General features: G+C 70.5%; 20 protein-coding genes and 1 pseudogene. 10 read left to right on the top strand and 11 right to left on the bottom strand.

Going from position 1 to position 25950, the window contains the following annotated elements; genetic code table 11:
- Nucleotides 1-106 (top strand): annotated as a pseudogene (locus ABZ463_RS26675) (TrkA family potassium uptake protein); the annotation flags it as partial.
- 207 nt (nt 107-313) lie between these two features.
- A complete protein-coding gene (locus tag ABZ463_RS26670) occupies nt 314-1213 on the top strand; it encodes a hypothetical protein (protein WP_352015620.1) in 900 nt (299 codons plus the stop codon).
- 118 nt (nt 1214-1331) lie between these two features.
- Here the strand turns inward: ABZ463_RS26670 and ABZ463_RS26665 are convergent, their stop codons facing one another.
- The 4 genes from ABZ463_RS26665 to ABZ463_RS26650 form a co-directional block, all read right to left on the bottom strand.
- Complete coding sequence (locus ABZ463_RS26665; RefSeq protein WP_362780105.1) at nt 1332-1766, bottom strand: hypothetical protein; 435 nt, start codon at nt 1764-1766, stop codon at nt 1332-1334.
- A 225-nt stretch (nt 1767-1991) separates the two neighbouring features.
- Complete coding sequence (locus ABZ463_RS26660) at nt 1992-5039, bottom strand: S8 family serine peptidase (protein ID WP_362780102.1); 3048 nt, start codon at nt 5037-5039, stop codon at nt 1992-1994.
- 238 nt (nt 5040-5277) lie between these two features.
- Nucleotides 5278-6423: an FAD-dependent oxidoreductase gene (locus ABZ463_RS26655; protein WP_362780099.1), complete on the bottom strand. Its 1146-nt coding sequence runs from the start codon at nt 6421-6423 to the stop codon at nt 5278-5280.
- Nucleotides 6424-6450: 27 nt separating this feature from the next.
- The gene (locus ABZ463_RS26650; protein ID WP_362780096.1) at nt 6451-6864 is read right to left on the bottom strand and encodes an FAD-dependent oxidoreductase; all 414 of its coding nucleotides are present in this window, start codon (nt 6862-6864) and stop codon (nt 6451-6453) included.
- A 501-nt stretch (nt 6865-7365) separates the two neighbouring features.
- Between ABZ463_RS26650 and ABZ463_RS26645 the strand changes: the two genes are divergently transcribed.
- Both ABZ463_RS26645 and ABZ463_RS26640 read left to right on the top strand, forming a co-directional pair.
- Nucleotides 7366-7908, top strand: a complete 543-nt coding sequence (locus ABZ463_RS26645) for an SRPBCC family protein (protein ID WP_352015624.1) — start codon at nt 7366-7368, stop codon at nt 7906-7908.
- Nucleotides 7905-9080: a zinc-dependent alcohol dehydrogenase gene (locus ABZ463_RS26640; RefSeq protein WP_352015625.1), complete on the top strand. Its 1176-nt coding sequence runs from the start codon at nt 7905-7907 to the stop codon at nt 9078-9080. Before ABZ463_RS26645 ends, ABZ463_RS26640 begins: the two co-directional genes overlap by 4 nt.
- A 52-nt stretch (nt 9081-9132) precedes the next feature.
- Here ABZ463_RS26640 and ABZ463_RS26635 read toward each other — a convergent pair whose 3' ends face one another.
- On the bottom strand, nt 9133-9429 hold the full coding sequence (locus ABZ463_RS26635) for an STAS domain-containing protein (protein WP_352015626.1): 297 nt from the start codon (nt 9427-9429) through the stop codon (nt 9133-9135).
- Nucleotides 9429-13598: a SpoIIE family protein phosphatase gene (locus tag ABZ463_RS26630; protein WP_362780092.1), complete on the bottom strand. Its 4170-nt coding sequence runs from the start codon at nt 13596-13598 to the stop codon at nt 9429-9431. The genes ABZ463_RS26635 and ABZ463_RS26630 overlap by 1 nt, the downstream gene beginning before the upstream one ends.
- Before the next feature lie 367 nt (nt 13599-13965).
- On the opposite strand from ABZ463_RS26630, the gene ABZ463_RS26625 reads away from it, so the two are divergent.
- Nucleotides 13966-15762, top strand: a complete 1797-nt coding sequence (locus tag ABZ463_RS26625; RefSeq protein WP_362780091.1) for a SpoIIE family protein phosphatase — start codon at nt 13966-13968, stop codon at nt 15760-15762.
- A 109-nt stretch (nt 15763-15871) separates the two neighbouring features.
- Nucleotides 15872-16300 (top strand): STAS domain-containing protein, encoded by a 429-nt coding sequence (locus ABZ463_RS26620; RefSeq protein WP_362780088.1) that lies wholly within the window; start codon nt 15872-15874, stop codon nt 16298-16300.
- 45 nt (nt 16301-16345) lie between these two features.
- On the opposite strand, the gene ABZ463_RS26615 is transcribed toward ABZ463_RS26620, so the two are convergent.
- On the bottom strand, nt 16346-18394 hold the full coding sequence (locus ABZ463_RS26615; RefSeq protein WP_362780086.1) for a sensor histidine kinase: 2049 nt from the start codon (nt 18392-18394) through the stop codon (nt 16346-16348).
- A gap of 226 nt (nt 18395-18620) precedes the next feature.
- Between ABZ463_RS26615 and ABZ463_RS26610 the strand changes: the two genes are divergently transcribed.
- Complete coding sequence (locus tag ABZ463_RS26610) at nt 18621-20393, top strand: serine/threonine-protein kinase (RefSeq protein ID WP_362780084.1); 1773 nt, start codon at nt 18621-18623, stop codon at nt 20391-20393.
- 176 nt (nt 20394-20569) lie between these two features.
- On the opposite strand, the gene ABZ463_RS26605 is transcribed toward ABZ463_RS26610, so the two are convergent.
- Both ABZ463_RS26605 and ABZ463_RS26600 read right to left on the bottom strand, forming a co-directional pair.
- Nucleotides 20570-20986 (bottom strand): DoxX family protein, encoded by a 417-nt coding sequence (locus ABZ463_RS26605; protein WP_362780082.1) that lies wholly within the window; start codon nt 20984-20986, stop codon nt 20570-20572.
- Between the two features lie 153 nt (nt 20987-21139).
- Nucleotides 21140-21553: a VOC family protein gene (locus ABZ463_RS26600; RefSeq protein WP_352015633.1), complete on the bottom strand. Its 414-nt coding sequence runs from the start codon at nt 21551-21553 to the stop codon at nt 21140-21142.
- Between the two features lie 128 nt (nt 21554-21681).
- Here ABZ463_RS26600 and ABZ463_RS26595 point away from each other — a divergent pair, with 128 nt between their 5' ends.
- Nucleotides 21682-22554: a sigma-70 family RNA polymerase sigma factor gene (locus ABZ463_RS26595; RefSeq protein WP_352015634.1), complete on the top strand. Its 873-nt coding sequence runs from the start codon at nt 21682-21684 to the stop codon at nt 22552-22554.
- 45 nt (nt 22555-22599) lie between these two features.
- Here ABZ463_RS26595 and ABZ463_RS26590 read toward each other — a convergent pair whose 3' ends face one another.
- Together ABZ463_RS26590 and ABZ463_RS26585 are read right to left on the bottom strand one after the other, a co-directional pair.
- Nucleotides 22600-23271, bottom strand: a complete 672-nt coding sequence (locus ABZ463_RS26590; protein WP_362780078.1) for a response regulator transcription factor — start codon at nt 23269-23271, stop codon at nt 22600-22602.
- Nucleotides 23268-24389, bottom strand: coding sequence for a sensor histidine kinase (locus ABZ463_RS26585; RefSeq protein WP_362780076.1), 1122 nt, complete (start codon nt 24387-24389; stop codon nt 23268-23270). Before ABZ463_RS26585 ends, ABZ463_RS26590 begins: the two co-directional genes overlap by 4 nt.
- A gap of 146 nt (nt 24390-24535) precedes the next feature.
- Here ABZ463_RS26585 and ABZ463_RS26580 point away from each other — a divergent pair, with 146 nt between their 5' ends.
- Both ABZ463_RS26580 and ABZ463_RS26575 read left to right on the top strand, forming a co-directional pair.
- A complete protein-coding gene (locus ABZ463_RS26580) occupies nt 24536-25243 on the top strand; it encodes a hypothetical protein (RefSeq protein WP_352015637.1) in 708 nt (235 codons plus the stop codon).
- A 41-nt stretch (nt 25244-25284) separates the two neighbouring features.
- Nucleotides 25285-25881: an HD domain-containing protein gene (locus tag ABZ463_RS26575; RefSeq protein ID WP_362780072.1), complete on the top strand. Its 597-nt coding sequence runs from the start codon at nt 25285-25287 to the stop codon at nt 25879-25881.
- The last annotated feature ends 69 nt before the right edge of the window (nt 25882-25950 follow it).

Raw genomic sequence — 25950 nt, 5'->3', positions numbered from 1 at the left:
GGAGGAGTTCACCTACGCCACCGCCGAGACCGTGCTGGCCTACGGCGACGTCATCATCGTCTCCGGCAAGACCAAGCAGATCGAGCGCTTCACCGACCTGCCCTGAACACCGGTTCTGACCTGCGCGGACGGCGGTCAGGGCCGGGTGGGCACTCGATGATGTTATCCCGAAATGGGATTTTCCCTAGGAAAACCGGGTTCATACGATCCACCGTGACGACGAAAGAGCGGCGGCCGTCCGTGCCCTGCCTGCCCGGCGGCGCGTCCACTCAGGAATGAGGGCCCGGTGAGTCGAAAACGCATTCTGTCTCTCGTGACCGCGCTTCTCGCGCTTCCCCCGCTGGCGGTGACCACCACCGCCTCCGCCACCGCCACTGCCGCCCCCTACTGTTACGAGGAACCCTCACAGCCGACCGCGGACGTGAGCGACCTCAGGGCGAGGTTCACCTCGTCCAACTGGATGCAGACGCTCCAGGCGGTGTACGGCAGGCGGTGGCCGAGCGGCCAGGCGCTGGCCGTCGCCCAGGCCAGGGACAAGTACTGGACCCAGTTCGTCCAGACGAGCAGCTTCGAGGCCTTCGCCGAGTCGATGATGGTGGCGATCCACGAGGAGACCCACATGTGGGACCTCGACCCGGCGCGGACCAGGTGGAACGTGCACACCGCGGCCTGGATCAACGCCTCCCGGCAGGACACGGTCGTGCCGCTGTACGACGGGTTCCCCCGCAAGGAGATCCTGCCGCTGATCCAGGACCGGCTCAGCGACTCCATGGACGGCATCTACCTGCGTGACCGGACCCAGGGGGAGTATCACCTCCAGGGCGTGCTGGCCGAGCTGAACGCCGGACTGACGGGCCTGCCCGCGGTGACGGTCCTCCAGGAGTACATCAGGGGCATCGGCGCCAGCAACGCTCGCGACATCGCCGCGACCAACCTGCGCTACCTGCTGCTCTACCTCCGGGTGGCCAAGAGCAGGCACCCCGACTACTGGACGAGGATCAAGAACGAGCCGAAGCTGCGTGAGCTGGTCCTGACCCAGTTCCTGCGCACGGCCTACTGGCTGGAGAAGTCGGCGCCGTACACCGGCAAGCTGGGCAGCGCCGACGCCGACCGGATCACCGCGACCAACTACTCCCCGGCGAACATCGCGATCCTGGAGGAGTTCACCGGCAGAAGCGTCCGCACCGACACCCAGAAGAACTGCACCCTCTGAACGCCGAACGATCCCCTCCGGGTGCGGCCCCGGGGGGATCGTCTGCGTATTTCAGGAAATTTCCGTAATGCCTTGGATGGACTCCTGTACGTTCGCCGGGGCCGTACGCGAGGGGCGGTCAGGCGCAGCGCCAGTCCCCGTCCCAGTCGTGGGAGTCGTACGCCTCAAGGACGAACCGGTGGCCACCGGCGACTTCCTCGTCTTCGAAGAAGAGGGAGATCTCCGCCTTCGTCTCGGCTCCCGCGACCGACACGTTTCTGTAGAAGCGTTGGATCTCCTGCGGCGTCAGCGCCGTCCGGAGCGTGAGCCTGACGCGGTAGTCGCAGGAGGACCCGCTACCGCCGACCAGGTTCGGTCCGAAGACCACGTCACGGTCCGTCGAATAGACGCTCCGCGTCCGTGGCGGGAGAGGAAGGTCGAGAACGCGTTCGCGGAAGGCTTCGAGACGAACCGTGTCCCGCCAGATGGGAGCGATGACCAAGGCGGCCCCAAGGACGGCCGGCACCAGCACGAGCGCCGACCTCGTCCACACGGTCCACGTGCTTCGTCTCATGAGATCGAACCCTAGGGCTGCCGGCGACCGTATCCATGCGGAACAGGATTCAGGTGGCTCCTCATCATGGAGAGGAGCCACCTGGCGATCGATTGGGACAACTCAAGGCCCGCGGTGTTCACCGTCATCTTCATGACGGCTGTTTCGGGAGGAAGCCCTGGTTCCCGGTTATCTGGATGAGTGGGGAGACGAGCTTCGCACGACCGGGAATCCCGGGCGACCCGGTTACTCGGGCACCGTCAGGGTCACCGGGACCCTGACGACCGGCTGGCGCGCGCTGGTCGAGTGGATGACGAGTTCCCCCTCCCGCGTGTCGCCGGGGGCGAGACCGGCGGTCGAGACGGTGACGGTCAGGGTCGCCGACTGGTTCTTGAGGAGTCCGCCCGTCAGGGGCGAGACGCTCAGCCAGCCGGACTGGGCGGATTCGGCGGTGACGTCGTAGGGGGTCGGCCAGCCCTGGTTGGTGAGGGTGACCGTCGCGGTCCTGGTGGTGCCGGGCGGGGCGGTCAGGCTCACCTGGGTGGGGGCGGCGACGACCTTTCCGGTGATCAGCTCGGTGTCCATGGTGGTGCTGTCGCCCGCGACGACGGTCACCTGCCGGGTGGTCGTGCCGTAGTTCTCCCCGGAGACCTGCGCGGTGTGGTTCCCGGCCCGGATCTGACCGGAGAAGGTGCCGTCCTGGCCGGTGGTGAACGTGGCCACGTAGGGGAAGGTCACCGTCGCCCCGGCCACCGGCCGGCCGTCGTTGGCGTCGGTGACCGTACCGCGCACCACGCCGTGGTCGGCGGCGACGAACGTCAGGCTCTGCCCGTCGGTGAGGGAGGCCGTGTTGTAGGAGTAGAGCAGCGCGTCGGTGCCGTCGGCGTTCTCGATGCCGATCGTGGCGCCTCTGCCCCCGCTCCGTTCGGTGCCGATGCCCTTGTAGCGGTAGCTGATCGTGCCGTCCTCACCGAGGAGCGCGGAGAACGAGACGTGATCATCCGAACCCACGATCGCGACATCGCGCCATTCGATCACGAAGGACCGGTGCGGGGCCGTACCCACCGTGGCGGTGTAGACGCCCGCGTTGCCGCTTAGCATGAGGCTGTCCCAGAACGGATAGATCGCCAGATCGGGAACATCGGCGTACGGCAGGGAATCGTTTTCGCCGCCGACGATCAAGAGTTCGGTGAAGGTCGCGAGGCCGACGGGGGCGACCCAGATCTCGTTTTTCAAAGCGCCGTAGAACGGCACGGGGAACGGCAGCGCCACCCGTTCGGTCGTGGTCTCCGGGGGCAGTGCGAGGCGCTGGGTGCCCGCCACGTACGGTTCGGTGCCGACCTCGCAGGTGTAGCCGAAGTCGTCGGTGCGCCGCTGAAGGCTGACGTTCCTGGTCATGTTCCCGGCCACGGTGATCTGCTCGTCGGCGGAGGTGTCGCACCGTGAGGCGCCGACCAGCAGGTGGTAGGAGCCGGACGGCAGCCTGATCTGGTAGTGGCCCGTGGCGTCGGTGACCGTCCTGGCCCCCGTGCCGGTCACGACGACCGTGGCGTCCGCGGCGGGGGCGCCCGCCACGGTGACCGTCCCCGAGACGACGCCGCCCGGCTTCTGGGTCAGTGTGACGTCGGCGGTCGCCGTCTGGCCGTCCGTGACGGTCGCCGTCCCGGTGAAGTCCTGGTAGCCGAACCTGGAGACGGTGACCTGGTAGACGCCGGGAGACAGACGCGGCATGGAGTAGACGCCGTCCTGGCCGCTGACCGCCGTACGGCCGGACGGACCGGTGACCCTCACCTCGGTGTCCGGCACGGGCTGCCCGTTCGACGTGACGGTGCCGTGGAGGTCGCCGAGCGGATCGTCCGGCGCGGCCAGCACGGCGGCGTGGACGTCCATGGAGCCCTCACCGGCGACGTTGTTGTCGTCGGCCGTCCCGCCGCAGCTCGTGTCGGGGATGTCGACGGCGGTGTCGTCGAACAGCGCCCGGATGGCGCTGACGTTTTTCCGCAGGGAGGGGGCGGCGGACAGGACGAGCGCGACCGCGCCCGCCACGTGTGGAGCCGCCTGGGAGGTTCCGGTCATGTGCCCGTAACCCCCGTCGGGGGTCGAGGAGCGTATCTCCGTCCCGGGGGCGGAGATGTTGGGCTTGATGTCCCCGTTCTCACCCGGCCCTCGGCTGGACTCGTCGAAGACGTTCCCGGTGGAGTCGAGGTTTCCCACGCTGTAGGTCTCAAGGTAGCTTCCGGGGTGACGGCTCGTGTCGCACGGCTTTTCCTTCCCCTCGTTGCCGTTGGCGAAGACCGGGAAGATCCCCGCGGCGATCCAGGCGTTGACGGAGGCCCGGAAGTCGATCCCGACCTGGTTCGGAGCCCAGCCCCAGGAGCTGTTGACGACGTCCGGAGCGAGATCTTCGCGGGGGTTCTCGCCGTTCAGGTCGGTGGGCCTGATCATCCACTGGGCGGTCGCCAGCAGCCCGGGTTCCGTACAGTCGCTGCCGCAGCCGTTGGAGCCGATCCACCTGGCACCCGGCGCGACCCCGATGCCGTTCGCTCCGGCCGCGATGCCGGTCACGTGTGTGCCGTGCCCCATCGAGTCACACGGAGCGGCGGAGGGGCACTTCCCGTAGGCGTCGAACCAGTTGTAGTTGTGGTCAACGGACCCGTCGGCCCGTGTGCCGCGGTAGGACCCGATCAGCGCCGGGTGCGTGAAGTCGACTCCGCTGTCGATTACGCCGATGACGATGCCCTCGCCCCGGTTGTGCAGGTCGTTCCACACCTGCGGGGCCTTCACCATGTCGATGTTCCACTCGACCCCGGCTGCCGCCTTCGAACGAGCCTTGTCCGGCTTCGGTCCGGGCTCCTTCGGAATATCGATCTTGGCCACCGGCTCGACGGCGGTCACCTCGGGCAGGGCGGCGATCTCCTCGGCCAGCTTCTCGTCGGCGGTCACCTTCACCGCGTTGACGATCCAGAACGGCGTGAACTCCGCGTGCCGCCTGGTCAGCAGCGCGCGGAGCCCGGCCTGGGACCGGTCGGCGTAGGCGGTCTTGGCGTCGTAGACCGCCTTGCCCTTGGCGGCCTTCGTCGTGGCTCTGGACGCGGGGCTGAGGTCGGCCTCGCCCTTCAGCCGGACCCAGAGGGCGGCCTTGCCGTCCTTCAGGCTCGCGCGGGCCTTCGCCGTGATCTTGCCGGGCTCGTACGGCTTGGCGTTCGCCACGTTCTGGGGGAGGAGCAGGCACAGCAGGGCGAGCACGCCGACGAGTGCCCGGGATAAGGAAGTACGTCGTAGGGCATGGGACATGTGTTCTCCTAGCGTCCGCCGGAGTTCGGGACACCGGACCTCCCCCGGGGAGGTCCACGTGACTTTCCCGCGGCCGAGGAGGGACCTTCCTCGGCCGCGGAGCACTGGTGGGGGAGGACACGCCTGTCAGGCGGTCCTTGGTCGCGGCCCTCGTGGGCCGGCCGTCATGGGGCAAGCATGGCGGCGGGGGCACGCCGTGATCGATCCCGCCCGCTGCCGGGGCGGGGTACAGCCTGCGCTACCCGTGCGTGACGCGGGCCTGGATGCCGTGGAGCACGTTGTGGGTCGCGCGGATGGAGCCCTCCTGCCAGCCGTTGATGTGGCTCATGTGCTCGCCCGCGAACCAGTACGGCCCGTCCGGCGGCAGCAGTACGGAGTAGATGTCGCGGCGGGTGGCCGGATCGTCCCCCCAGTCGATCCAGGCGCCTCCCTGGAAGGGCACGTTCGGCCACGCGACGGAGACGGGACGCCGGACCAGGTTCCGGTAACCGGGGTGGAGGTGTTCGCCGTCGGCGACGGCCGCGGCGGCGCGTTGCGCGGGCGTCATCGCCGAGAAGGAGTTCCCGATGTCGTGTGTCCAGATGTAGGCGCCGACGAGGATGCCCTCGCGGGCGTGGAGGTTCGAGCTGGGGTACCACATCTGGGTGATGTCCCGGCTGCTCCACGAGATGCCGCCGTAGATCTGGTGGTCCTTCTCCCACCACCGGTCCGCCTGGAACGCGATCTTGACGGCCGGGATGTAGTAGGGGACCGCCGCCTCGACGGCCCGTTTCACGGGCGGCGAGAAGTCGCTGTCGATGGCGTTGACGACCGTGAGGGGGACCGTCACGATCACGTGGTCGGCGTCCCAGACCTGCACGCGCCTGGTGACGCGGTCACGCCAGGTGACCTGCGCGCCGGACCCGGCGCGCCTGAGCTTCGTCACCTGCGCGTTGAGCGTGATGAACCGCCGGGTCCGCTGGTAGAAGGCCCGCGCGACGGCGTCCATGCCGCCGGTCGGCTCCACGACGGTCGACTGCTGCGGGTACTGCTCGCTGAACAGCGCGCGCCAGCGCAGCGACGAGCCCTTGGAGATCTCGACGAGGTCGAGGGGTTCGAGGACCTGGCCCGGTTCCGGTCCCCCCGGCGGCTCGGAGTATCCGGCGTCAGGCGACCCGGTGTAGCGGTAGTTCCCGTCGAGCCCGCCGAACCCCTGGATGAAGTCACGCACCCGGGCGAGGTCATCCTCCGACATGGGACGGTCCAGGTCCTGCTTGAGCGCGCGCGCCGCCAGCTCCGCGACGGCTCCCCGCGTGTCGGTGATCACCCGGCGGGCGCGCTGCGGTCGTCCGCCGAACGCGGCGGCGTCGTGCAGGTAGGCGGCGCGGTTGTCGTTGACGAACACCTGCAGGGGGATGTCGAAGTCGCGGCACTACCCGAGGAGCGCCTCGTGGTGGTGGGGGATCCTGGCGGGCCCCGCGTTGAAGTAGAGGCCCGGGTCGCGGTCCCAGCCGACGCGCTGGACCGAGCCGTTCTCGACGACGGTGTCCCCGCCGCGGTAGGTCCTGATCCGGCCGCCGACCCGCTCCTGCGCCTCGAAGACCCGCACGTCGTACTGCGCGGCCGACAGTTCGAGCGCGGCGACCATGCCGGAGACGCCGGCGCCGATCACCGCGACCCTGACGCCCCGCCCGCCGCCGTGTCGTGCCAGGTCCGGCCGTCCGGCGTAGGCCTCGGGTACGGCCAGCAGGCCCATCGCCGTCAGCGTCCCGTACGCGGCTCCCACGCCACCGGCGCGTCCGACCAGGTTCACGAACGCCCGGCGTGTCAGTCGGTCACGGTACATACGCCCTCCAGTACGGGGATGAGTGCGTCGGGATCGGTGGGGCGCCGCCCGGCGGAGCGTGGGCGGGAGAGAGCCCACAGCCGTTTGACGGCGACCTGGCCGGGGTCACGAACCGGGAGGCGTCGACGCGCTGAGCTCGACGGGGCCGATACGCCTGTTCTCCAGACGCGCCTCTCGGGAGAGCAGGAGGTTCTGGGGAGGCGCGAGGCCAGTTTGTCGTTTTATGACGGGAATGTCATTGACGGTTTCTGTATTGGTTGTTGATGGTTTCTGCACGCTCTCTCGGCGGGCGGGGCATGGCCGTTCGCCGGGGACGGCCCCTGTCGTCGCCCGCTCTCGCCGGGTGGGCCGCCGATCAGGGACTTCCGCCGCTCTCGCCCCGCGTGGCGCCCTCGTGGCTCGCCTGCACCGGAAATATATGGATATATCCGACTATTCCTCACTCAACAGGTGTAACTCTCCCTGAGGTCGGTAGCACCTGAAGTCAGGAGAGGAGGAGCCATGGAATTGACGGCCACGACGACAATCCGCAAACCGGCGCGGGACGTTTACGCGTTCTGGCGTCACCTGGAGAACCTCCCGACGTTCATGTGCCACCTTGACGAGGTACGTGTCACGGGCGAACGGACGAGTCACTGGACGGCGAGCGCCCCGTTCGACCGGACGGTCGGATGGGACGCCGAGATCACCGACGAGGTGCCGGGAGAGCTGATCGGCTGGCGCTCGACCGGCGACGCCGACGTGCCGAACGCGGGAAGGGTCCGGTTCGCGCCGGCCCCGGACGGCGTGAGCACGGAGGTGTACGTACTGCTCGTCTACGACATCCCGGGCGGCCCGCTCGGCAAGGCGGTCGCCAGATACTTCGGCGAGGAGCCGCACCAGCAGCTCGACGACGACCTGCGCAGGCTGAAGCAGGTTCTGGAGACCGGTGAGGTGATGCGATCCGACGGGGCGCCCTGGGGCAAACGCGCCCGCCGGGAGTTCCCGCAGCGCCCGGCGCGGCCCCTGTCGGCGGAGGAACTCGCGAAGGGGGCGGGGGCATGAGGGCCAACACCTGGGCCGGACGCAACAAGGTCGAGGTCCGCGACGTGCCGGACCCGACGATCCTCAACGGCCGTGACGCGATCGTCCGGATCACCTCGACCGCGATCTGCGGTTCCGACCTGCACCTTCTCGACGGGTACGTGCCGACGATGCAGGACGGCGACGTCATGGGCCACGAGTTCATGGGCGAGGTGGTCGAGGTCGGGAACGGCGTCGACCCGTCGCGGCTGCGTGTCGGCGACCGCGTCGTGGTGCCGTTCCCGATCGCCTGCGGCGCCTGCGCGGCGTGCGCGGCGCGGCTGTACTCGTGCTGTGAGAACAGCAACCCCAACGCCGGGATCGCGGAGAAGATGTTCGGCCACCCGGTCGCCGGGATCTTCGGATACTCGCACCTGACCGGGGGGTTCGCCGGAGGGCAGGCGGAGTACGCACGCGTGCCGTTCGCCGACGTCGGGCCGCTGCGGATCGAGTCGGAGCTGAGCGACGAGCAGGTGCTGTTCCTGTCCGACATCCTGCCCACCGGTTACATGGGCGCCGAGATGTGCGACATCCAGCCCGGCGACGTCGTCGCCGTGTGGGGCGCGGGCCCGGTCGGGCAGCTCGCCATGGACAGCGCGAGACTGCTCGGCGCGGCCGAGGTCATCGCGATCGACAGGGAACCGTACCGGCTGCGCATGGCCGAGGAGGCGGGCCACACCACGGTCGACTTCGAGGAGACCGATGTCCGCTCCCGGCTGCTGGAGCTGACCGGCGGACGCGGCCCGGACAAGTGCGTGGACGCCGTCGGCCTTGAGGCCACGCACGGCAGCGCCCACATCGGCGCCTACGACCGCGTCAAACAGGCCGTCCGCTCCGAGACCGACCGTCCGCACGCCCTGCGGCAGGCCATCCTGTCGTGCCGCAGCGGCGGAGTGGTCTCGGTCATCGGCGCGTACGGCGGGCTGGTCGACAAGTTCCCCGCGGGGGCGTGGATGAACCGGTCGCTCACCCTGCGCACCGGGCAGTGCCATGTGCAGCGGTACATGGAGCCGCTGCTGAGGCTGGTCGAACGGGGCGAGCTCGACCCGACCCGGATCATCACCCACACCCTGCCGCTCGAACAGGCGCCGTACGGCTTCGACATCTTCAAGAACAAGCGGGAGGACTGCGAGAAGGTCGTCCTCAAGCCCTGAGGGGGCCCTGGGCGCCACGCCGCCGGAGCACCCCGCGCCCCGAGGGCGGGGGTCAGACGCCCGGCGAGGCGTGGACGGGGGCCAGGTCGGTGAACCCGGAGATGTTCAGGACGGGGAGCAGGAGAGGAGGGGCGATCAGTTCGATCCGGTCGACATGGGCGAACAGGACCGACAGGCCGGCGCTGTCGAGGTAACCGACGGAGGTCAGGTCGAGGACGACCGCGCCCGTCGTGCGTTCGAGGGCGGCGGCGAGGACGTCGGTGTTGCTCATGTCGATCTCACCGACGGCCGTCAGCAGGGCGACGCCGTCCGGGCGGAGATCGGGGACCAGGGTGAGCGGTGTGGCCATCAGGTGATCCTCGTGTGCATGTCGACGGTGGTTCCGGTGGAACCCGGGGTGACGGTGACGTGCTGCATCATGGCGCGCATCAGGGCCATGCCACGGCCGCGATGGGCGTTGATCTCGGGACGGGGAGGCTTCCAGTGGCCGCTGTCGGTCACGGTGAGCCGCAGATCGTCGACGGAGGCCTCGGCACGCAGGCGGATCGTGCCGCCGGGGGCGTCGCGGTGCCCGTGTTCGATGGCGTTGGCGCACGCCTCACCGGCGGCGAGCAGGATGCCCTGCAGGACCGGTGGGGAGAGCCTGCACTGGGTGAGCCAGCCACGCAGGGCCGTACGGATGGGTGCGAGCTGGGACGACTCAGCGGGGAAGACCACGTCCAGGGGAGCGGGGTGCCGGTACAGCAGCAGGGCGACGTCGTCGTCGTAACCCCCCTCCGGGGCCAGGCGGGTCATGACCTGGGTGGCGAGATCGTCGACGGCGATGTTCCGGCCCGCCTGGACCGCCGCGCCCGCCTGGTCGATGCCCTCGGTCAGGGAGCGGCGACGGCGCTCGACGAGGCCGTCGGTGTACAGCAGCAGGGTGGCGCGCGCGGGGATGTCGCACTCGCCTTCGGGACGCGCCCTGCCGGGGAGGACGGCCAGCGGGGCGGAGCGGCCCTCTGACAGGAGGCGGACGGTGCCGTCGGGGTGGGCGAGGATGGCCGGTGGATGCCCGGCGCTGGAGTAGGTCAGGTGCCCGGTGCGCGGATCCAGGACGCTGCAGAAGACCGTGGTGCACCTCGCGCCGGGGAGGTCGGCGGCGAAGTGGTCCAGGGCCATGAGGGTCCGGCCCGGCCGGGCGTCCTGCAGCAGCAGGGCGCGGCAGGCGCTGCGCAGCTGCCCCATGACGGCCGCCGCCTCCAGCCCGCGGCCGACACAGTCGCCGACCACGATGCCGATGCGGCCGTCGGGCAGGGTGACCGTGTCGTACCAGTCGCCGCCGACCTCCAGGGGAGGGGTGGCCGGTTCGTAGCGGACGGCGAAACCGTCGGGCAGGCTGGAGGGGCCGAGGATGGCGCGCTGCAGGGCGAGGGCGGTCTCGCGCTGCTGGTCGATCTGGTGGGCGCGGACCAGGCCCTGGGCGAGATGCCCGGCCAGCAACGACAGCAGCAGCTGGTCCTCGCCGGTGAAGGGCCGGTGGTCGCCCAGGTCGATCCACAGGGCCAGCGGGCCCTCGGGGTGCTCCAGGAGGACGCCGGCCCCGGTGCGGTCGGTCACCGAGGAGAGCGGAGGCCGTCCGCGCAGTTCGGTGAGGGCGTCACGGCGCCGCTCGGGCAGCAGCCGCCAGACGGGTGAGCCGTCGGTTGCGGTCAGGGCCGGCTCGTCGTCGCCGTCGAAGACGGCGGCCAGCACCGACCGGGCGCGCCAGAGGTTCTTCAGCTCGGTCAGCGCGCCGCGCAGCGCGTCGTCCAGGCTGGTGGCCCGGGACAGGCACGTGCTCAGCGACGCCAGGGCGCTCTCCCGCTGGACGGCGTAGTGCTCCGCGGTGACGTCGCGGAAGGTGCCGACGGTCACCCTGCGGCCGGTTTCCGGGTCCTGGGCCTGGTTGAAGGTGGCGCTGATCCACAGCCGGTGCCCGTCGCGGTGGGTGACGGGCAGGGTGTGGCTGCCCCGGCCCTGGCCGAGCAGGTCCGCGAAGGACTCGGCGACCTGCCGGTGCGCCTCGGGATCGGTCTCGGCGTCGGGCCACCAGGGATGGGCGGGCGCGTACGGCAGGCCGTCGGCCCCGTAGCCGAGGATGTCGGCGAAGGAGGCGTTGATCTCGATGACCGCGCCGTTCTCGTCACAGACGAAGAACGCCTCCCGAAGGGAGTCGATCAGCGCGGTGCGCCAGCGGGCGTGGTGGCCGCGCAACCGGGCCAGTTCCACGCTCGCCCGTACACGTGCCAGCAGTTCGGCCGCGATGAACGGCTTGACGAGGTAGTCGTCGGCACCGGCCCGCAGGCCCTCGATGGAGGCCTCCTGCCCGGCCCTGGCGGACAACAGCAGGATGGGGACCGAGGCGGTGCGTGAGTCGGCCCGGAGCGCCGCGACCAGCCCCAGGCCGTCCAGGTGGGGCATCATCACGTCGCTGACCACCAGGTCGGGAGTGGTCGTGCGGACGGCCCGCAGGGCCTGCCGTCCGTCGCCGACCGCGTCGACCAGGTAACCGGCCCCCCGCAGGATGCGGGCGAGGTACTCGCGCATGTCGGCGTTGTCGTCGGCGATCAGCACCCGTGCCGGGGGGTCGGAGGCCGGAGCCGTCCCCGCCGCCTCCGTCGTCTCGGCGGTCGGATCGTCGGGCAGCCAGCGCAGCGCCTCCTGCAGGTAGGGGTCGGCCGCGGCGGAGGTCACGGAGAGAGGCCCGGCGAGGGACGGGGCCGTACCGGTGGCCGGGGTCAGCGCCTCGGGGGGCAGGTGGGTGTGCCCGAAGGGCAGACGGATGGTGAAGGTGGTGCCCTCTCCTTCGACGCTGTCGGCGGTGATGGTGCCGCCGTGCAGACCGACGAGTTCCCACACCAGAGCCAGCCCGATTCCGCTTCCCTCGTTGGAGCGGGACCGGGTGTTCTCGATGCGGTGGAAGCGCTCGAACAGCCTGGGCAGTTCCCCGGCGGGTACGCCGATGCCGGTGTCCTCGACGGTGACCACGGCGTGGCCGTCGCAGGCGCGCACGCGGACCCGGATGGAGCCGTCGAAGGTGAACTTCAGCGCGTTGCTGAGCAGGTTGAGGATCACCTTCTCCCACAGGCCGTAGTCGATGTGGACCGGATCGTCCAGCGGAGGACAGTCGACGTCGAAGGACAGACCGGCCTTCTCGACGGCCGAGCGGAACACGCTGGCCAGGTCGGAGGTGACGGCGGCCAGGTCGACCGGCTGGTAGCGGGCCCGCATACGGCCGGCCTCGATGCGGGAGAAGTCCAGCAGGGTGTTGACGAGCTTGCCCAGCCGCAGCCCGTTGCGGTGGACGGTCTCCAGCTCCTCGCGTATCCGGGGATCCGCCTCGGCGAGCTGCCCGCGCAGCTCCTCCAGCGGCCCCATGATCAATGTGAGCGGGGTGCGGAACTCGTGACTGATGTTGGAGAAGAACGTGGTCTTGGCCCGGTCGAGCTCGGCCAGTTCCTCGGCCCGCCGCTGCTGGGCCTGGTAGTTGCGGGCGCTGGCGACCCCCGCCGCGATGTGCCCGGCGACCAGCTCGGCGAATCCGCGGTAACCGTCGTCCAGCGGCCGGTACCGGTTCAGCGCGGTCACCAGGAACCCGTACGGCCCGCCGCCCTGTCGCAGCAGCGGCAGGACCAGCGCCTGCGTGGGCGGCTGCGGCCAGTCCCCGGTGGGCAGGGCGGTGAACGGAGCCCTCCGGAGGTCCACGAGCGCCGGTTCTCCCTGGGCGAGTGTCGCGGCGGGCCACACTCCGTCCGTGTCCCCGGCGGGCAGGGCCGCCGGGGCGGCGGGGTGCCCGGGGGCGACGCCGGTCGCGTTGGCCAGCCGGGCGGAGCCGTCGTCCTGGAACAGGTAGGTCAGCGTGAAGGGAAGGTCCCGCAGGTTGCGGCCGAGTTGCCTGCCGGTGAAGGCGAGCATCTCCTGCTCGGTGCGCACCACGCTGAGGTCGGAGCCCAGGTGCCGCAGCGTCGTCATCCGCCGTCCGCCGACGACCCGCTCGGTGTCCTCGCTGACCACGCACAACATGCCGACCACCTGGCCGTCGTCGTCACGCAGGGGGCTGTAGGAGAAGGTGTGGTAGGTCTCCTCCGGGTACCCCGACCGCTCAAGGAACAGCAGCAGGGCCTCGTCCCAGGTCGCCCTGCCGGTGGTCAGCACGGTGTCGATCCGGGGGCCGATGTCGTCCCAGATCTCCGCCCACACCTCGTTCGCCGGGCGGCCGAGCGCCCACGGGTACTTGCGGCCCAGCGTGTCGCGCCGGTAGGCGGCGTTGCAGAAGAACGTCAGGTCCGGCCCCCAGGCCATCCACATCGGGAACCGGGACGACAGCAGGATGCTCACCGCCGTCCGCAGGCTCTGCGGCCAGCGAGCCGGTGACCCGAGGGGGGTCGCCTCCCAGTCAACCAGGGCGAGATCACCGCCGATCTCGCCGTCGACGGCGAACACGTCGGCTCCCGCCGTCACCGACGGTTCACGCCCAGCGTCTTCAGAACGCGTCACCGAACGCCCTTTCACCCACCTGACCGGATCCCGAAGCCGCCACTCGTCCCGGTCGCGTCCACGGCCCATGATGCACGTCCCGTTCTCTTGCCGATGTGGGGAAGAAAACACCGGCATCGCCCCGCCACCTTGGCCGCTGTATTATTTTTTCACCCATTGTAGAACAATTCGGTCTTTTTCCGGTGCGTGTGGCCGGGCCGACAAGGTACGAAAAGCACCCCTCGGGAGTACGGTGGCCAGGGCCTGAGGGCCCGGGGCAGGAGAATCCACCCCGGAGCGCAGGCACATATCGGCCGTCCATGGGCAGTAACCGGTTCGGCGCTCGTCGCCACGACCAGTAAGCATCACACAAGACAGGTGAACACCGATGTCGACCAAGGGCGCCGAGGACAGGCGGTGCGAAGAGCGAGGACGGACCGGCCTGTCGGCCAGGGCGGACACGAACATGGAGCGCTTCGCCGCTCTGGTGGCCCGGACGTTGCGGGCACCGGTGGCGCTGGTGTCCCTGGTCGAGGGAGACCGTCAGGTCTTCCCCGGCCTGGCAGGCCTGACAGGACCATGGGCCGAGAGCCGGCAGAGTCCGCTGTCGCACTCGCTGTGCCGGTACGTCGTGACGGACGGCGAACCGCTGGTCCTGACCGACGCCCGCCTCGACGAGCGGGTGCGTGCCGTCCCGGCCGTCGCCGAGCTGGGGATGGTCGCCTACGCGGGGATGCCGCTGACCGACGAGGACGGGCGGGTGCTGGGGTCGCTGTGCGCGGTCGACACCACCGCCCGCCGGTGGACCAACGCGGAACTGACCGACCTGGCCGACCTGGCCGCGGCGTGTTCGAGTGAGTTGCGGCTGCGCCTGGCCTCCCGCGCCGCGGAGGACGCCCGCGCGGCCGCGGAGGAGGCGCGCGCGACCGCCCAGGCCAACGCCGCGATGCTGCTGCGCGCCTCCCAGGAGATGGCCGAGGCCACCAGCGTCCAGGACGTGCGGCAGCGACTGCGCCACCTGGTGATCGGCGCCCTGGCGCCGCACTACATCGGACTGAGCCTGCTGCGGGACGGCAGGCTGACGCGGGTGCCCGACACGGACGGCCCGCACGAGGTCGAGGAGGTCCTCGGCCAGTACGACACCGAGGCGCCCTTCCCCTCGGCACGGGCGCTGCGCGATCGCCGGATGATCGCCATCCCCAGCCGGGAGGACCTGGCGGCCCGGTACAGCCCCGAGGCGGTGGCCGCGTTCGACTCCCTGGGCCTGACCTCGGCGGTGTGCCTGCCGCTGATCGCCAGCCGCGGCCCGGTCGGCGTGCTCATGGTCGGCTGGAATCGGCACCACCAGCCGGACCTGGTGGAACAGGCGACACTGAACGCGCTGGCCAGCTACACCGCGCACACCGTGGCACGCGCGCTGTTCCTCGGCGAACGCATCACCGTCGCCCGTCAGCTGCAGAGCGCCATGCTGACCGACCTGCCCGCCACGCCCGGACTGGACAGCGCCGCCCTGTACCGGCCCGCCGCCACCGACGACATGGTCGGAGGCGACTGGTACGACAGCTTCCCGCTGCCCGGCGTCCCCGGCGGGCCGGTGACGTCCTCCCTGGCGATCACCGTGGGCGACATCACCGGCCACGACATACGGGCCGCCGCCCTGATGGGGCAGGTGCGCAGCATGCTTCGCCAGGCCGTACTCGACCACCCCGCGCTCGGGCCCGCGGCCGCGCTGACCGCTCTCGAACACGCCTGCCTGAGCCTGCGGCTGCCCGCGACCGGCAGCATCCTGCACGCCCGTCTGGAGCACGGCGCCGCCGGATGGGCGTTGACCTGGTCGAACGCCGGTCACCCGCCTCCGCTGCTGCTCCTGCCCGACCGGAGCACCCGGCGGCTCGACCAGCACGACGTGCTGTTCTATCCGGGTCTCGGCCATCCACCGCGTACCGACCACCGCATGGACCTGGTGCCCGGCTCGACGCTGCTGCTGTACACCGACGGCCTCGTCGACCGGCCCGGCCGGGACGTCGAGCAGGCCATCGGCACCACCCGCGCGTTGCTGGCCGCCCACGGGGAGCGGCCGCTGCCCGAGCTGCTGGAGACACTGGCCGACGAGATGGCCGGGCCGAAGGCCGACGACGACGTCGCCATGCTCGCCGTACGCGTCCCGCTCCGTCCGCATGTCTGAGCCCGGCGGGCACCCGGGGCCGGCGCGGCGCACAGGACGCCCGGATGTGCCTTACCGTGGTCCCAGAGCCGTGTACCGGCAGGGGGCGCCTGTCAGTGGAAGGGAAGCCATGTCGCACCACGCCGACCAGAACGACCAGACGGGGCAGGCGCAGCAGGCCTTCACCGTGGAGGCCGGTACAGACGGCTATCCGACGATCGTGCACGTGTCCGGTGCGCTGGACTACGACACCTCTCCCGTGCTGGGCGCCGTGATCGACAGGCTGTGGGAGGAACTGGACGGCGACCACCTGCTGCTGAACCTGGAACGAACCACCTTCTGCGACTCGGTCGGCCTGAGCCGCCTCGTCGCCGCCTTCACCGGTTCCCAGCAGCGGGGGGTGACGCTGCTGCTGGTCGCCCCGCAGCCCTTCATGCGCCACGTCCTTGACCTGACCGGCCTGTCGCGGATCCTGATGATCCGCGACAGCCTCGCCCAGGCGCTCGACGAGGCCCGGGAGCGCTCCACGAACGACCAGGGCCACGTGCCCTCCCTGTGAGGCCCTCGGCCGGCGCCACGCCCGGACCCCGGGTCGCGGGACCGGCTACCCGTGCTGGGGCACCGGCCGCGTGTCGGCGAAGGGGACCGCGGGAAGGGGGAGCGTCACCTCGACCGTGGTGCCCTCCCCGGGGCCGCCGCTGACGAGGCAGAGCCCGCCCAGCTCCGCGGTGCGCTCGCGCATGGAGGTCAGGCCGACACCCGCGCGGCGATCCGGCGCCAGCCCGGCGCCGTCGTCGACGATCAGCAGGCGCAGCGCCTCGGGTTCGCGGCGCAGTTCGACCCGGACGTGGGTGGCGTTCGCGTGCCGCCGGACGTTGGTCAGCGCCTCCTGCGCGATCCGGTAGACGGCCACCTCGACGGCGGCGGGCAGGTCGTCCAGCTCGCCCTCGACGCTCACCTCGGTGACGGGCCCCTCGGGGGTGGCGGGTCCGGCGAGCGCCCGTACGGCGGCGGCCAGCCCGAGGTCGTCGAGGGCGGGCGGGCGCAGGCCGTAGACGAGCTGCCTGATGTCGCCGGTGACCGAGTCCATGCCGGAGCGCAGCTCACGCAGCAGCCCGTCGGCGGCGTCGGGGGAGGTCTTCAGGCTGAGGCGGGCCATGTTGATGGTCATGGCCAGCCCGCTGAGCGTCTGCCCGAGGCCGTCGTGCAGGTCACGGCGCAGCCGCCGCCGTTCCTCCTCCCTGGTGCTCAGGATGCGCTCCCGGGAACGTTGCAGGTCGGCCGACATCCGCAGCGCGTGCGCCACGTCGGCCGCGTAGGGGACCAGCGTGGCCAGCACCCGCTCGTCGTGCGCGGCGGGGAAGCGGCGCGGGGTCGGCGGTCCGACCAGCAGCCGCCCCACCCGCTCGCCGTGCCAGACCAGCGGCACCTCACGGGGAGCGTCGCCGATCTGCCCGCTGGTCGCGCTCGCCACGCCGACCCGCTGTCCCGGCTCGCCGCCGGTCACCTCGACCGTGACCCCCTGTACGGCCAGGCCCTCACGCAGCACGCCGATCACCGACGCCAGCGCCTGCGCCGGATCCCCCCGGCGTACCTCCTGGACCAGCCGTTCCGCGAGCACACGCGGGTCGCCGACCGGACCGTAGAGCAGGCGGTCGATGGACCGTTGCAGCGTCCGGCGCAACGGCTGGAAGAACGCGCCGGTGAACAGGGCCGCGGCGAGCCCGGCGATCTGGTCGAGGCCGGAGACCAGCAGGCTCGACAGCGCGGCCACGCCGAAGTAGACCCCACCGACCACGGCCAGCAGCCCCGCCGCGACGAAGGTCCGGCTGACGATGGTGTCGATGCCGTACAGCCGGTAGCGCATCACCGAGAACAGCAGCGCGACCGGGATGAGCATCGCCCACAGGATCGACAGCCAGGTCAGCTCAGGCGCGGCGACGCCGACGAACATGAACACGATGTACCCGGCGAACGCCAGCAGCGGCCAGCCGATCTGCCGCCTGACCTCCGGGTCCGCCCCGCGGAAACGCAGCAGCATGGACAGCGCCGCCAGCGGCAGCGTCGCCAGGATCCCCGTCCAGTTCACCACCAGCATCGTCTGGTGGTACGGCGCCAGCTCGGGGATCTGCAGCGGGTTGTGGATGACCGCAGGGAACAGGTAACCCTCAAGCGGCGGGTCGGGCCGGATGAACTGGCGGGTGGTCTCGGCGACGGTGGACACCGCGCCGAGCAGCACCACCGCCCGCCAGCGCCGCGAGGGCAGCCTGCCGTCCGGGGAGTACAGCGGCAGCAGCATCTCCAGCGCGAGCCCGGAGACCCCCCAGCCCAGATACACCGCGAACCTCAGGAACCCCGCGAGCGTGAGGTTCCCGTGCGAGGCGGTCAGCAGCATCATCGCCTGGCAGAAGTCGTGTACGGCGCCGCCGAGCCCGCCCAGACACATCAGCCACGCCAGCTTGAGCCTGGGCCGGTGCGCGATGAGGAACGCGCCGACCGCGGGGAAGGTCACCCCCGCCGCCGTCAGCGGCGTGACGGTCTCGGGCGACTTCCACTCCTCGGGGAGGGTCGCGTAGATCCATATGGCCGCGGTCACGAGCAACGGAGACACCACGGCCAGGACGACGGTGACCGCCCTGGCTGCCCACGCCATCCCACTCCCGCTTTCCGGCGCCTGTTTTCGCCTGACCCTAGTGTGCCTTTGGGGCGGTACAAAGGTCACGATTCACCACCATTGTGGCAGGGGCGTTATCAAGGGAAGCGCCGGATTTCACACTGATGACCGCCAGCTCGTTCACACGACGACGGGAATGAGATACAAACTCTCAGTGATCCCGATCGATGGCACTGATCCTCGGCGAATCGGTCCGTACCACATCATGGGCAGATTGGGAGCGGGCGGCATGGGGGTCGTGTACGCCGGTCTTGCCCCGGACGGTGCTCGTGTCGCGGTCAAGCTCGTCCACGACTCCCTCGCCGGAGACCCGGAGTTCCGGATGAGGTTCGCGCGGGAGATCTCCGTCCTCACCCGGGTACGGGGCCTGTGCACCGCGCGGATCCTCGAATCCGACGCGGACGCGGCACGCCCCTGGCTGGCCGCCGAGTACGTGCCGGGGCGGACGCTGGGCGACCACGTCCGGGCCGACGGCCCCCTGACGGGGGATCAGTGGTTCGGCCTCGTGGTGGGGCTGGCGGAGGCGCTGGTCGCGGTCCACGCCGTGGACGTCGTGCACCGTGACATCAAGCCCTCCAACGTGATCCTCGCGCCGAACGGCCCCAAGCTCGTGGACTTCGGGATCGCGCGGGCCCTCGACGGGACGTCCGTGACCCGCACCGGGGCTCTGGTCGGCACCCCCGGCTGGTTGAGCCCGGAGGAGTACCGCAGCACGTCGGCAGGACCGGCCGCCGACGTCTACGGCTGGGGACTGCTCGCCGTGTACGCGGCGACCGGCAGACCGCCCTACGGCACGGCCCGTCCCGAGGTCCTCGCGCTCAGGGTCCTCAACGACCCGGTGGACACCTCCGAAGTCCCCGAACCCCTGCGCGAGCTGGTCGGCAGAGCACTGGCCAAGGACCCGGCGTCGCGGCCCTCCGCGCGGGAGATCCTGGCGGAGGCGTCGCAGGCGTGGCGGATCGACGGGACCGACGAACTGACGACACGGCTCGACCACACCTGGGAGCCTCCCGTCGAGGATGTCTCCTGGCGGAAGGAGGAAGAGGAGGAGCAAGCCGGGCAGGAAGAGCAGGACAGCCCGGACAAGCAGGGGGAGCAGGGCAGGCGGGAGACGCGGAAGGGCGGCCGTCGCCGGGGCGTGCTGGCCGGTACCGTCGCCGTCGCCGTCGTGGGGGTGGCGGGGGCGGTCCTCTGGTCCCTGCCGGACGGGGCCGGCCTGTTCGCCGCGCCCTCGTCCACGCCACGGTCGACCCCACCGTCCGCCCCGGTGTCCACCCCACCGGCCAGCCCGTCGACTGTGCCCGCCTCGACGACTCTCTCGACGCCCCCGCCACCTTCGACGACCCCGGCCACTCCGGTACGGCCGGAAGCGCCGAAGACGACCGCCGACCTTGCCGCCGCCCTCGACCTGGCGCTGACCATGACCCCTTCGGCGAGTTTCTCCTACGAGGGCGGTTTCACCCAGAGTTCCGCCGTCGCGACGGTGACCGGCAGGGTGGTGAACCGTACCGCTCACGCCGGCCGTGACGATTTCGACATCAGGATCGGGGGCGACGAGTTCGATGATCGTCACGTCGTCGTCCGTGACGGTGTCCTCTATCCCGGTAAGAAGAACCTGTTGAGCCTGAAGGCGGGCACCGCCGAGTGGGCCGTGCTCATGGTCGCGGGAACAGCCGGGCCGTCCGTCATCGGTGAGGTGGTGGCCAACTCCACCCGGATGGAGCGCAAAGGACACACCTACTCGGGAACCCTGGCCGTCGACAAGACGAACGGGCTCCTGCGGGAGCTTCTCGACTCGTGGATGGGTGGGGACGTCATGAAGGAGGGTTCTCGTTCGTACCTCACTTACCTGCTGACCACTGACACGCACGACAGGCCGAAGGCGTTCCACCTCGTCTGGAGCTTCCCCACCGGAAGCGCCGGCATCTACCGGGCCGACTTCACCACCACCTACAGCGACTGGCGCTCCGCCGAGTGACCTCGGGGTCTGGGTGTTCTCAGCGGTTCGGGCTGATCAGGCCCGGCTCGTAGGCGATGATCACGCGTTGGGCTCTGTCTCGGGCGTGGAGTTTCGCCAGGAGCCGTCCGATGTAGGTCCTCACCGTGGCCGCTCGGCGAGTTCGGCGCCGGACAGGTCGCGCGCCATCAGGACGCTCAGGACCGTGATCCGTTCGGTGAGGCGACAGGAGCCCGCAGAAGGTCCCGCCAGTCGGCGGGCCAGTTGGCCAGTGCGAGAACGCCCATGATGAGGAGGTGGGTGGGCGCGGCCCAGCTTTCCACCGCCGGGTCGTGGTTGACGATGTGGGTGGTGACCGCGCCGGTGAGCACGAACATCAGCGTTGTGGCGCCCAGGAAGCGCGTTCGCCGGTTGGGGATCACGAGCAGGACGGCGGCGGCACCTTCCAGGGCGCCGACCACGAAGCGCATCCAGAAGGGGTAGCCCCAGTCGGCGAACTTCACGGAGTACGCCGTGCTGAATATCGTGTCTCCCGGCCAGTACTTGGTCACGGCGCCCAGCATGAACTGAAGGGCTATGAACCAGTACAGGCCAGTCTTCAGGTGTTTCGACATGTGCTCTCCCCTTTCGGGGGCAGGTCAGACCTCCGCGTTGCCGGAGGCGTCTTTTCTCTTCGCTGGGATCGCGACACGCCCCGCGCCGGGGTGCAGCCGTCCGGGACGGCGGCGCGTGGTCCACCGTCCCGGGCTTGGCGCAGAAGGTCGCGGTCACTCCGCGTAGGGCTGGTCCGTTCCCCGGGGGCTGTAGCCGAGACTCCAGACGTAGCCGTCCGGGTCGGCGAAGGTGCCGCCGTACCCGCCCCACGGCAGGGCACCGGCGGGCTTGAGGACTGTGGCGCCGGCCTTCTCGGCCTCCGCCATGATCTCGTCGACCCGCGCCTCACCACGGACGACGTAGGTCAGGACCAGTCCGCTGAAGCCGCTGCCCTCAGGGCTTGTGCCCACCTGGTCGGCCAGGCCCTCGCGACCGTAGAAACCGACGGGCGAGGCGCCGTCCGACTCGAAGAACACCGAGATGCCGTAGTCGTTCTTGATCTTCCAGCCGAGTCCCTCCGTGTAGAACCGCTTGGCCCGGTCCATGTCCCGGACTCCGAGAAGGATCGAGCTGACGTGCGCTTTCATGCCTTGCTCCCTGTGCGTGGGGTGGTGTGCGTCGGCGGGCCGGACATCCGGGCCGGGGCCCGGATGTCACATCGGCGTGCGTTCGCCGGTCAATTGGTATGACAGGCACGGACGGAGGAATGTGACAGATGGCTGAGCAGGACTGGCTGAGCGAGCGGTTCGCCGAGCACCAGAACCGCCTGTACGCGGTGGCCTATCGGATGCTCGGCTCCTCGACCGAGGCCGAGGACGCGGTGCAGGAGGCCTGGCTGCGGGTCGGCCGCGCCGAAACCGGCCAGGTGGAGAACCCGGCCGGTTGGCTGACCACCGTCGTTGCCCGGGTCTGCCTGAACATGCTGGAGACGCGCCGGGCCCGGCGTGAGGAGTCGGCCGGGGCGCTGCCGCCAGAACCGGCCGAACCGCGACCGAGCACCCACCCGGTCGGCCAGGCCACCCCCGAGGAGGAGACGCTTCTGGCCGATTCGGTCGGTGTCGCGCTGATGGTGGTGCTGGACACGCTGACTCCCGCCGAGCGGCTCGCGTTCGTCCTGCACGACGTCTTCGCCGTGTCGTTCACCGAGATCGGCGCCATCCTCGACCGCTCCCCGGCGGCGGCCCGGCAACTCGCGAGCCGGGCCCGGCGCCAGGTGCGGGGAACGGCCGACGCCTCCGACGCCGCGCGATCGGCGAAGCGGGAGATCGTCGAGGCGTTCCTCGCCGCGGCCAGAGGAGGGGACTTCACCGCCCTGGTCGAGTTGCTCGATCCGGAGGCCGTGGCCATAGAGATCCGCGGCGCCGAAGCGGTGGCGGCGTTCTTCGCCGGACGGGCCCAGGCCGCCAGGCTCGCCCTGGTCGACGGCGTCCCGGCGGCCGTCTGGTCACACCGGGGCCGGCCGAAGGCCGTCATCACGTTCACCGTCCACGACGGGAAGATCACCCGCATCGCCGTCGAAACCGATCCGGACCGGCTCCGCGACCTCGACATCGTCCATCTCCTGGCCGGTGACGAGGAGCGGCGTTGACCGGCGTCCGGTCAGGGCGCGGAACGCCGTTTTCGGGGAGGGGGGTCAGCGGTTCGGGCTGATCAGGCCCGACTCGTAGGCGATGATCACGAGTTGGGCTCTGTCTCGGGCGTGGAGTTTCGCCAGCAGCCGTCCGACGTAGGTCTTCACCGTGGCCGGTGACAGCTGTAGCCGCTCGGCGAGTTCGGTGTTGGACAGGCCGCGCGCCACCAGGGTCAGGACCTCCCGCTCCCTTTCGGTCAGGAGCTGGAGTTCGCGGGTCAGCACCGGGGGCCGCTCGGGGGAGCGGGCGAACTCGGCGATCAACCGGCGGGTGACGGTCGGGGCGAGGAGCCCCTCTCCCCGGGCGACGAGGCGGATCGCGTCGCACAGTTCCGCAGGCCGGGTGTCCTTGAGCAGGAACCCGCCCGCCCCGGCGCGCAGCGCGGCGTACACGTGGGAGTCCAGGTCGAACATGGTCAGGATCAGGACCCGCACCCCCTGGGTCTCCGGCGTCCCGCAGATCCGCCTGGTGGCCTCGATGCCGTCCATCGTCGGCATGAGCACGTCCATGAGCACGATGTCGGGCAGGTGGGCGAGGGCGAGTTCGACGGCCTCCGCGCCGGTGCCCGCCTCCGCGACGACGGTCATCTCGGGCTCGTTCTCGATCAGCGCCCGGAAACTGCCCCGCAGCAGGGCCTGGTCGTCGGCGACGAGCACCCGGATCGGCTCGATCACGGCGCCTCTTCGTAGCGCAGGGTCGCGTTCACCTGGAATCCCCCATCCGGCAGCGGCCCCGCGGCGAACCGCCCGCCGTACATCGTGACCCGCTCCCGCATGCCGATGATGCCGTGTCCCGGGGAGGTCGCGGGAGGCGGGGCGCCGTGGCCGTCGTCGGTCACCTCGATCGTCACGACCCCCTGCCCGGCCAGGACGTTCACCCGGCAGCGGGCCGGGGCCGCGTGCTTGACGACGTTCGTCACGGCCTCCTGGACGATCCGGTAGGCGGCGAGCTCGACGGGTTCCGGGAGGTCGTTCCCGCCCTCGACCGACAGTTCGACGTCCACCCCGGCCATGGCGGCCCGCTCGGCGAGTTCGGTGAGGCCGCCGAGGGTCGGCACGGGGGCCGGTCCGGTGTCCTCCCGGAGCACCCCGAGCAGCCTGCGCGTCTCGGTGAGCGCCTGCCTGCTCGTCGCCTCGATGACCCGCAGCGCGTCGAGGGCCTCCTCCGGCCGGTTCCGCGCCAGGTGGTTGGCGACGCTCGCCTTGACCGCGATCAGCCCCATCCCATGGGTCATCACGTCGTGCAGCTCACGGGCGATCCGCAGCCGCTCGTCGACCAGCACCTGGTGCTCACGCTGCCGTTCCAGGCGTGCCTCCTGGTCACGGCGTTCACGCACGTTGAGCGCCCACCGCCAGGCACCCCCGAGCAGCGGCAGGGCCAGGACGTACCACCACGCGCCGCCGGGGAGCGGCAGGTCACCGACGGCGGCGGCGACCACCGTCGCGGCGGCGGCGCAGGCCATGGCCCGTGCCGCGAGTTCCCTGCGGGCGCCGAGTGTCAGCGTGTACAGAGCGCAGGCCGTGGCGACGAACGGGTCCCACAGCAGGCCGAGCGCGGCGGCGGGGGCCGAAAGCGCCACGATCACGATGAACGCCCCGAACGGCCGGTACCGCCTGAGCGCGAGCGGTACGGCGATCGCGGCGGCGACGGCCAGTGAGACCGGGAGCCGCCACGGGGACCCGGTCTGGTCCATGAGCAGGTTGCCCGCGAGACCGATGTCCACGGTCAGGAGCGCGACGGCCGTCATGACATCGGCGGCGACCTGACGGCGGGTGGGCTTCTCTGCGGGCATGACCGGTACGGTAACGCGCCGCCGAACCAGGACACATCCACCCAGGGAGGATCATCCCTGGGGATGAACGACAGCCCTGGGGCTGACCGGGAAGTGTCCACGGAGGGCTGATCCGCCCTGGGTGGACGCGGTGCGATCGTCGGGCCATGCCAACCGACCACAGCTTCCCCGGCCGCCGGATCAGCGCGGTCTCCATGATCGTCGGACCCCTGCTCCTGCTGGCGGGGGCGTTGACGCGGGTGCCGTTCCCCTTCTCCTTCACCGAGCAGCTGGCGGCCGTACAGCGGGCTCCCGGCCTGGTGATCGGCGGCTACACCGCGTTCCTGGCGGGCAACGTGCTGATGTGGCCCGCCGTCGTCACGCTGGCCCGCGGGATCGGGCGGACCCATCCCATGTGGGCCGCGTGGGGCGGGGCGTTCGTCATCTTCGGGCTGTTCGAGCGCACCTTCCACGCCGGGATCAACCAGACCGCGTTCCGGCTGGTGCTGCGGCGCGGCCTGGACTCCGCGACGGCCTTCGTCCAGGACTCCTACCAGGACACCCATCTGTTCAGCTACCTGTCGTTCACGATCATGTTCGGCTGGTACGTCCTGGCCTTCGGCGCCTACCGCAGCCGGGTCCTCGGCCTGACCGGCTCGATCGCGCTCGCCTCGATGGGGACGGTGCCGCTCGGCGTGCTCAAGGGGACGGACGCGTTCACGATCGCCGGGACCCTGGGGTTGTGCGTGGCGTTCCTGCCGCTGGGGTTCAGGCTCGTGCGTGAGGGGCCGAGGCCGAGCCGCCGCTCCGTCCTGCTCACCCTGCTCGGCACGGCGGTCGTCGGCCTGCTCGCCTACGCGAGCACCCTCGGCTGAGCCACTCGAACGCCGTTCTCACCCGTTGTTAGACTCCCGGAATGCGGATTCCTGGAGACGAACAGATTCGCGCGCTCCACGAGAAGTACGCGCCCACGCGGGAGGCGTTCGAGCTCGTCTTCACCCACTGCGAAATCGTGTGCGGCATCGCCGAGCAGATTCTCGCGCGTACCGGATCCGACCTCGACAGGGACCTTGTGCGGGCGGGAAGCCTGCTTCACGACATCGGGGTCTACCGGCTTTACGGCGCCGACGGAGAACTCGATCACACACGTTACGTACGGCATGGCGTGCTCGGCCACGAACTCCTCCGTGAGGAGGGATTCCCTGAGGAGATCTGCCGCTTCTGCTCCTGCCACACCGGAGTGGGGATCAGTCGGGACGACGTGCGGAACCAGGGGCTTCCCATCCCCGTCGCCGACTATGTCGCCGAGTCGGGTGAGGAGAGACTGGTGATGTACGCCGACAAGTTCCACAGCAAGTCCACCCCGCCCACATTCGTCTCCGCCGCGTCCTACGCCACCCGGGTCCGGCGCTTCGGCGAGGACAAGGTCGTCGCGTTCAAGGCGATGTGTGAGACCTTCGGCGTTCCCGATCTCACGCCTTTCACCACGACCTATGGGTGCGCCGTGGTCTAGGACCTGTTTTGTGGATCTTTACGCCTACTGCGGTCGTCCAGGCGGCCCCCCGCCGCGTTGTCGTCGTCG

It is taken from the genome of Streptosporangium sp. NPDC020145 (assembly GCF_040631275.1).
GTDB lineage: Bacteria > Actinomycetota > Actinomycetes > Streptosporangiales > Streptosporangiaceae > Streptosporangium.
The sequence above is the reverse complement of the archived record's forward strand: the minus strand, read 5'-3'. Positions and strand labels throughout refer to the sequence as shown.

Coding starts and splice junctions, on each gene's coding strand:
- ABZ463_RS26615 (WP_362780086.1), bottom strand. CDS start 18,394: ATGGCGTGGGCAGCCAGGGCGGTCACCGTCGTCCTGGCCGTGGTGTCT.
- ABZ463_RS26635 (WP_352015626.1), bottom strand. CDS start 9,429: ATGGCCACACCGCTCACCCTGGTCCCCGATCTCCGCCCGGACGGCGTC.
- ABZ463_RS26595 (WP_352015634.1), top strand. CDS start 21,682: ATGGCTGAGCAGGACTGGCTGAGCGAGCGGTTCGCCGAGCACCAGAAC.
- ABZ463_RS26575 (WP_362780072.1), top strand. CDS start 25,285: ATGCGGATTCCTGGAGACGAACAGATTCGCGCGCTCCACGAGAAGTAC.
- ABZ463_RS26580 (WP_352015637.1), top strand. CDS start 24,536: ATGCCAACCGACCACAGCTTCCCCGGCCGCCGGATCAGCGCGGTCTCC.
- ABZ463_RS26660 (WP_362780102.1), bottom strand. CDS start 5,039: ATGTCCCATGCCCTACGACGTACTTCCTTATCCCGGGCACTCGTCGGC.
- ABZ463_RS26625 (WP_362780091.1), top strand. CDS start 13,966: ATGTCGACCAAGGGCGCCGAGGACAGGCGGTGCGAAGAGCGAGGACGG.
- ABZ463_RS26585 (WP_362780076.1), bottom strand. CDS start 24,389: ATGCCCGCAGAGAAGCCCACCCGCCGTCAGGTCGCCGCCGATGTCATG.
- ABZ463_RS26645 (WP_352015624.1), top strand. CDS start 7,366: ATGGAATTGACGGCCACGACGACAATCCGCAAACCGGCGCGGGACGTT.
- ABZ463_RS26665 (WP_362780105.1), bottom strand. CDS start 1,766: ATGAGACGAAGCACGTGGACCGTGTGGACGAGGTCGGCGCTCGTGCTG.
- ABZ463_RS26605 (WP_362780082.1), bottom strand. CDS start 20,986: ATGTCGAAACACCTGAAGACTGGCCTGTACTGGTTCATAGCCCTTCAG.
- ABZ463_RS26640 (WP_352015625.1), top strand. CDS start 7,905: ATGAGGGCCAACACCTGGGCCGGACGCAACAAGGTCGAGGTCCGCGAC.
- ABZ463_RS26620 (WP_362780088.1), top strand. CDS start 15,872: ATGTCGCACCACGCCGACCAGAACGACCAGACGGGGCAGGCGCAGCAG.
- ABZ463_RS26610 (WP_362780084.1), top strand. CDS start 18,621: ATGGGCAGATTGGGAGCGGGCGGCATGGGGGTCGTGTACGCCGGTCTT.
- ABZ463_RS26600 (WP_352015633.1), bottom strand. CDS start 21,553: ATGAAAGCGCACGTCAGCTCGATCCTTCTCGGAGTCCGGGACATGGAC.
- ABZ463_RS26650 (WP_362780096.1), bottom strand. CDS start 6,864: ATGTACCGTGACCGACTGACACGCCGGGCGTTCGTGAACCTGGTCGGA.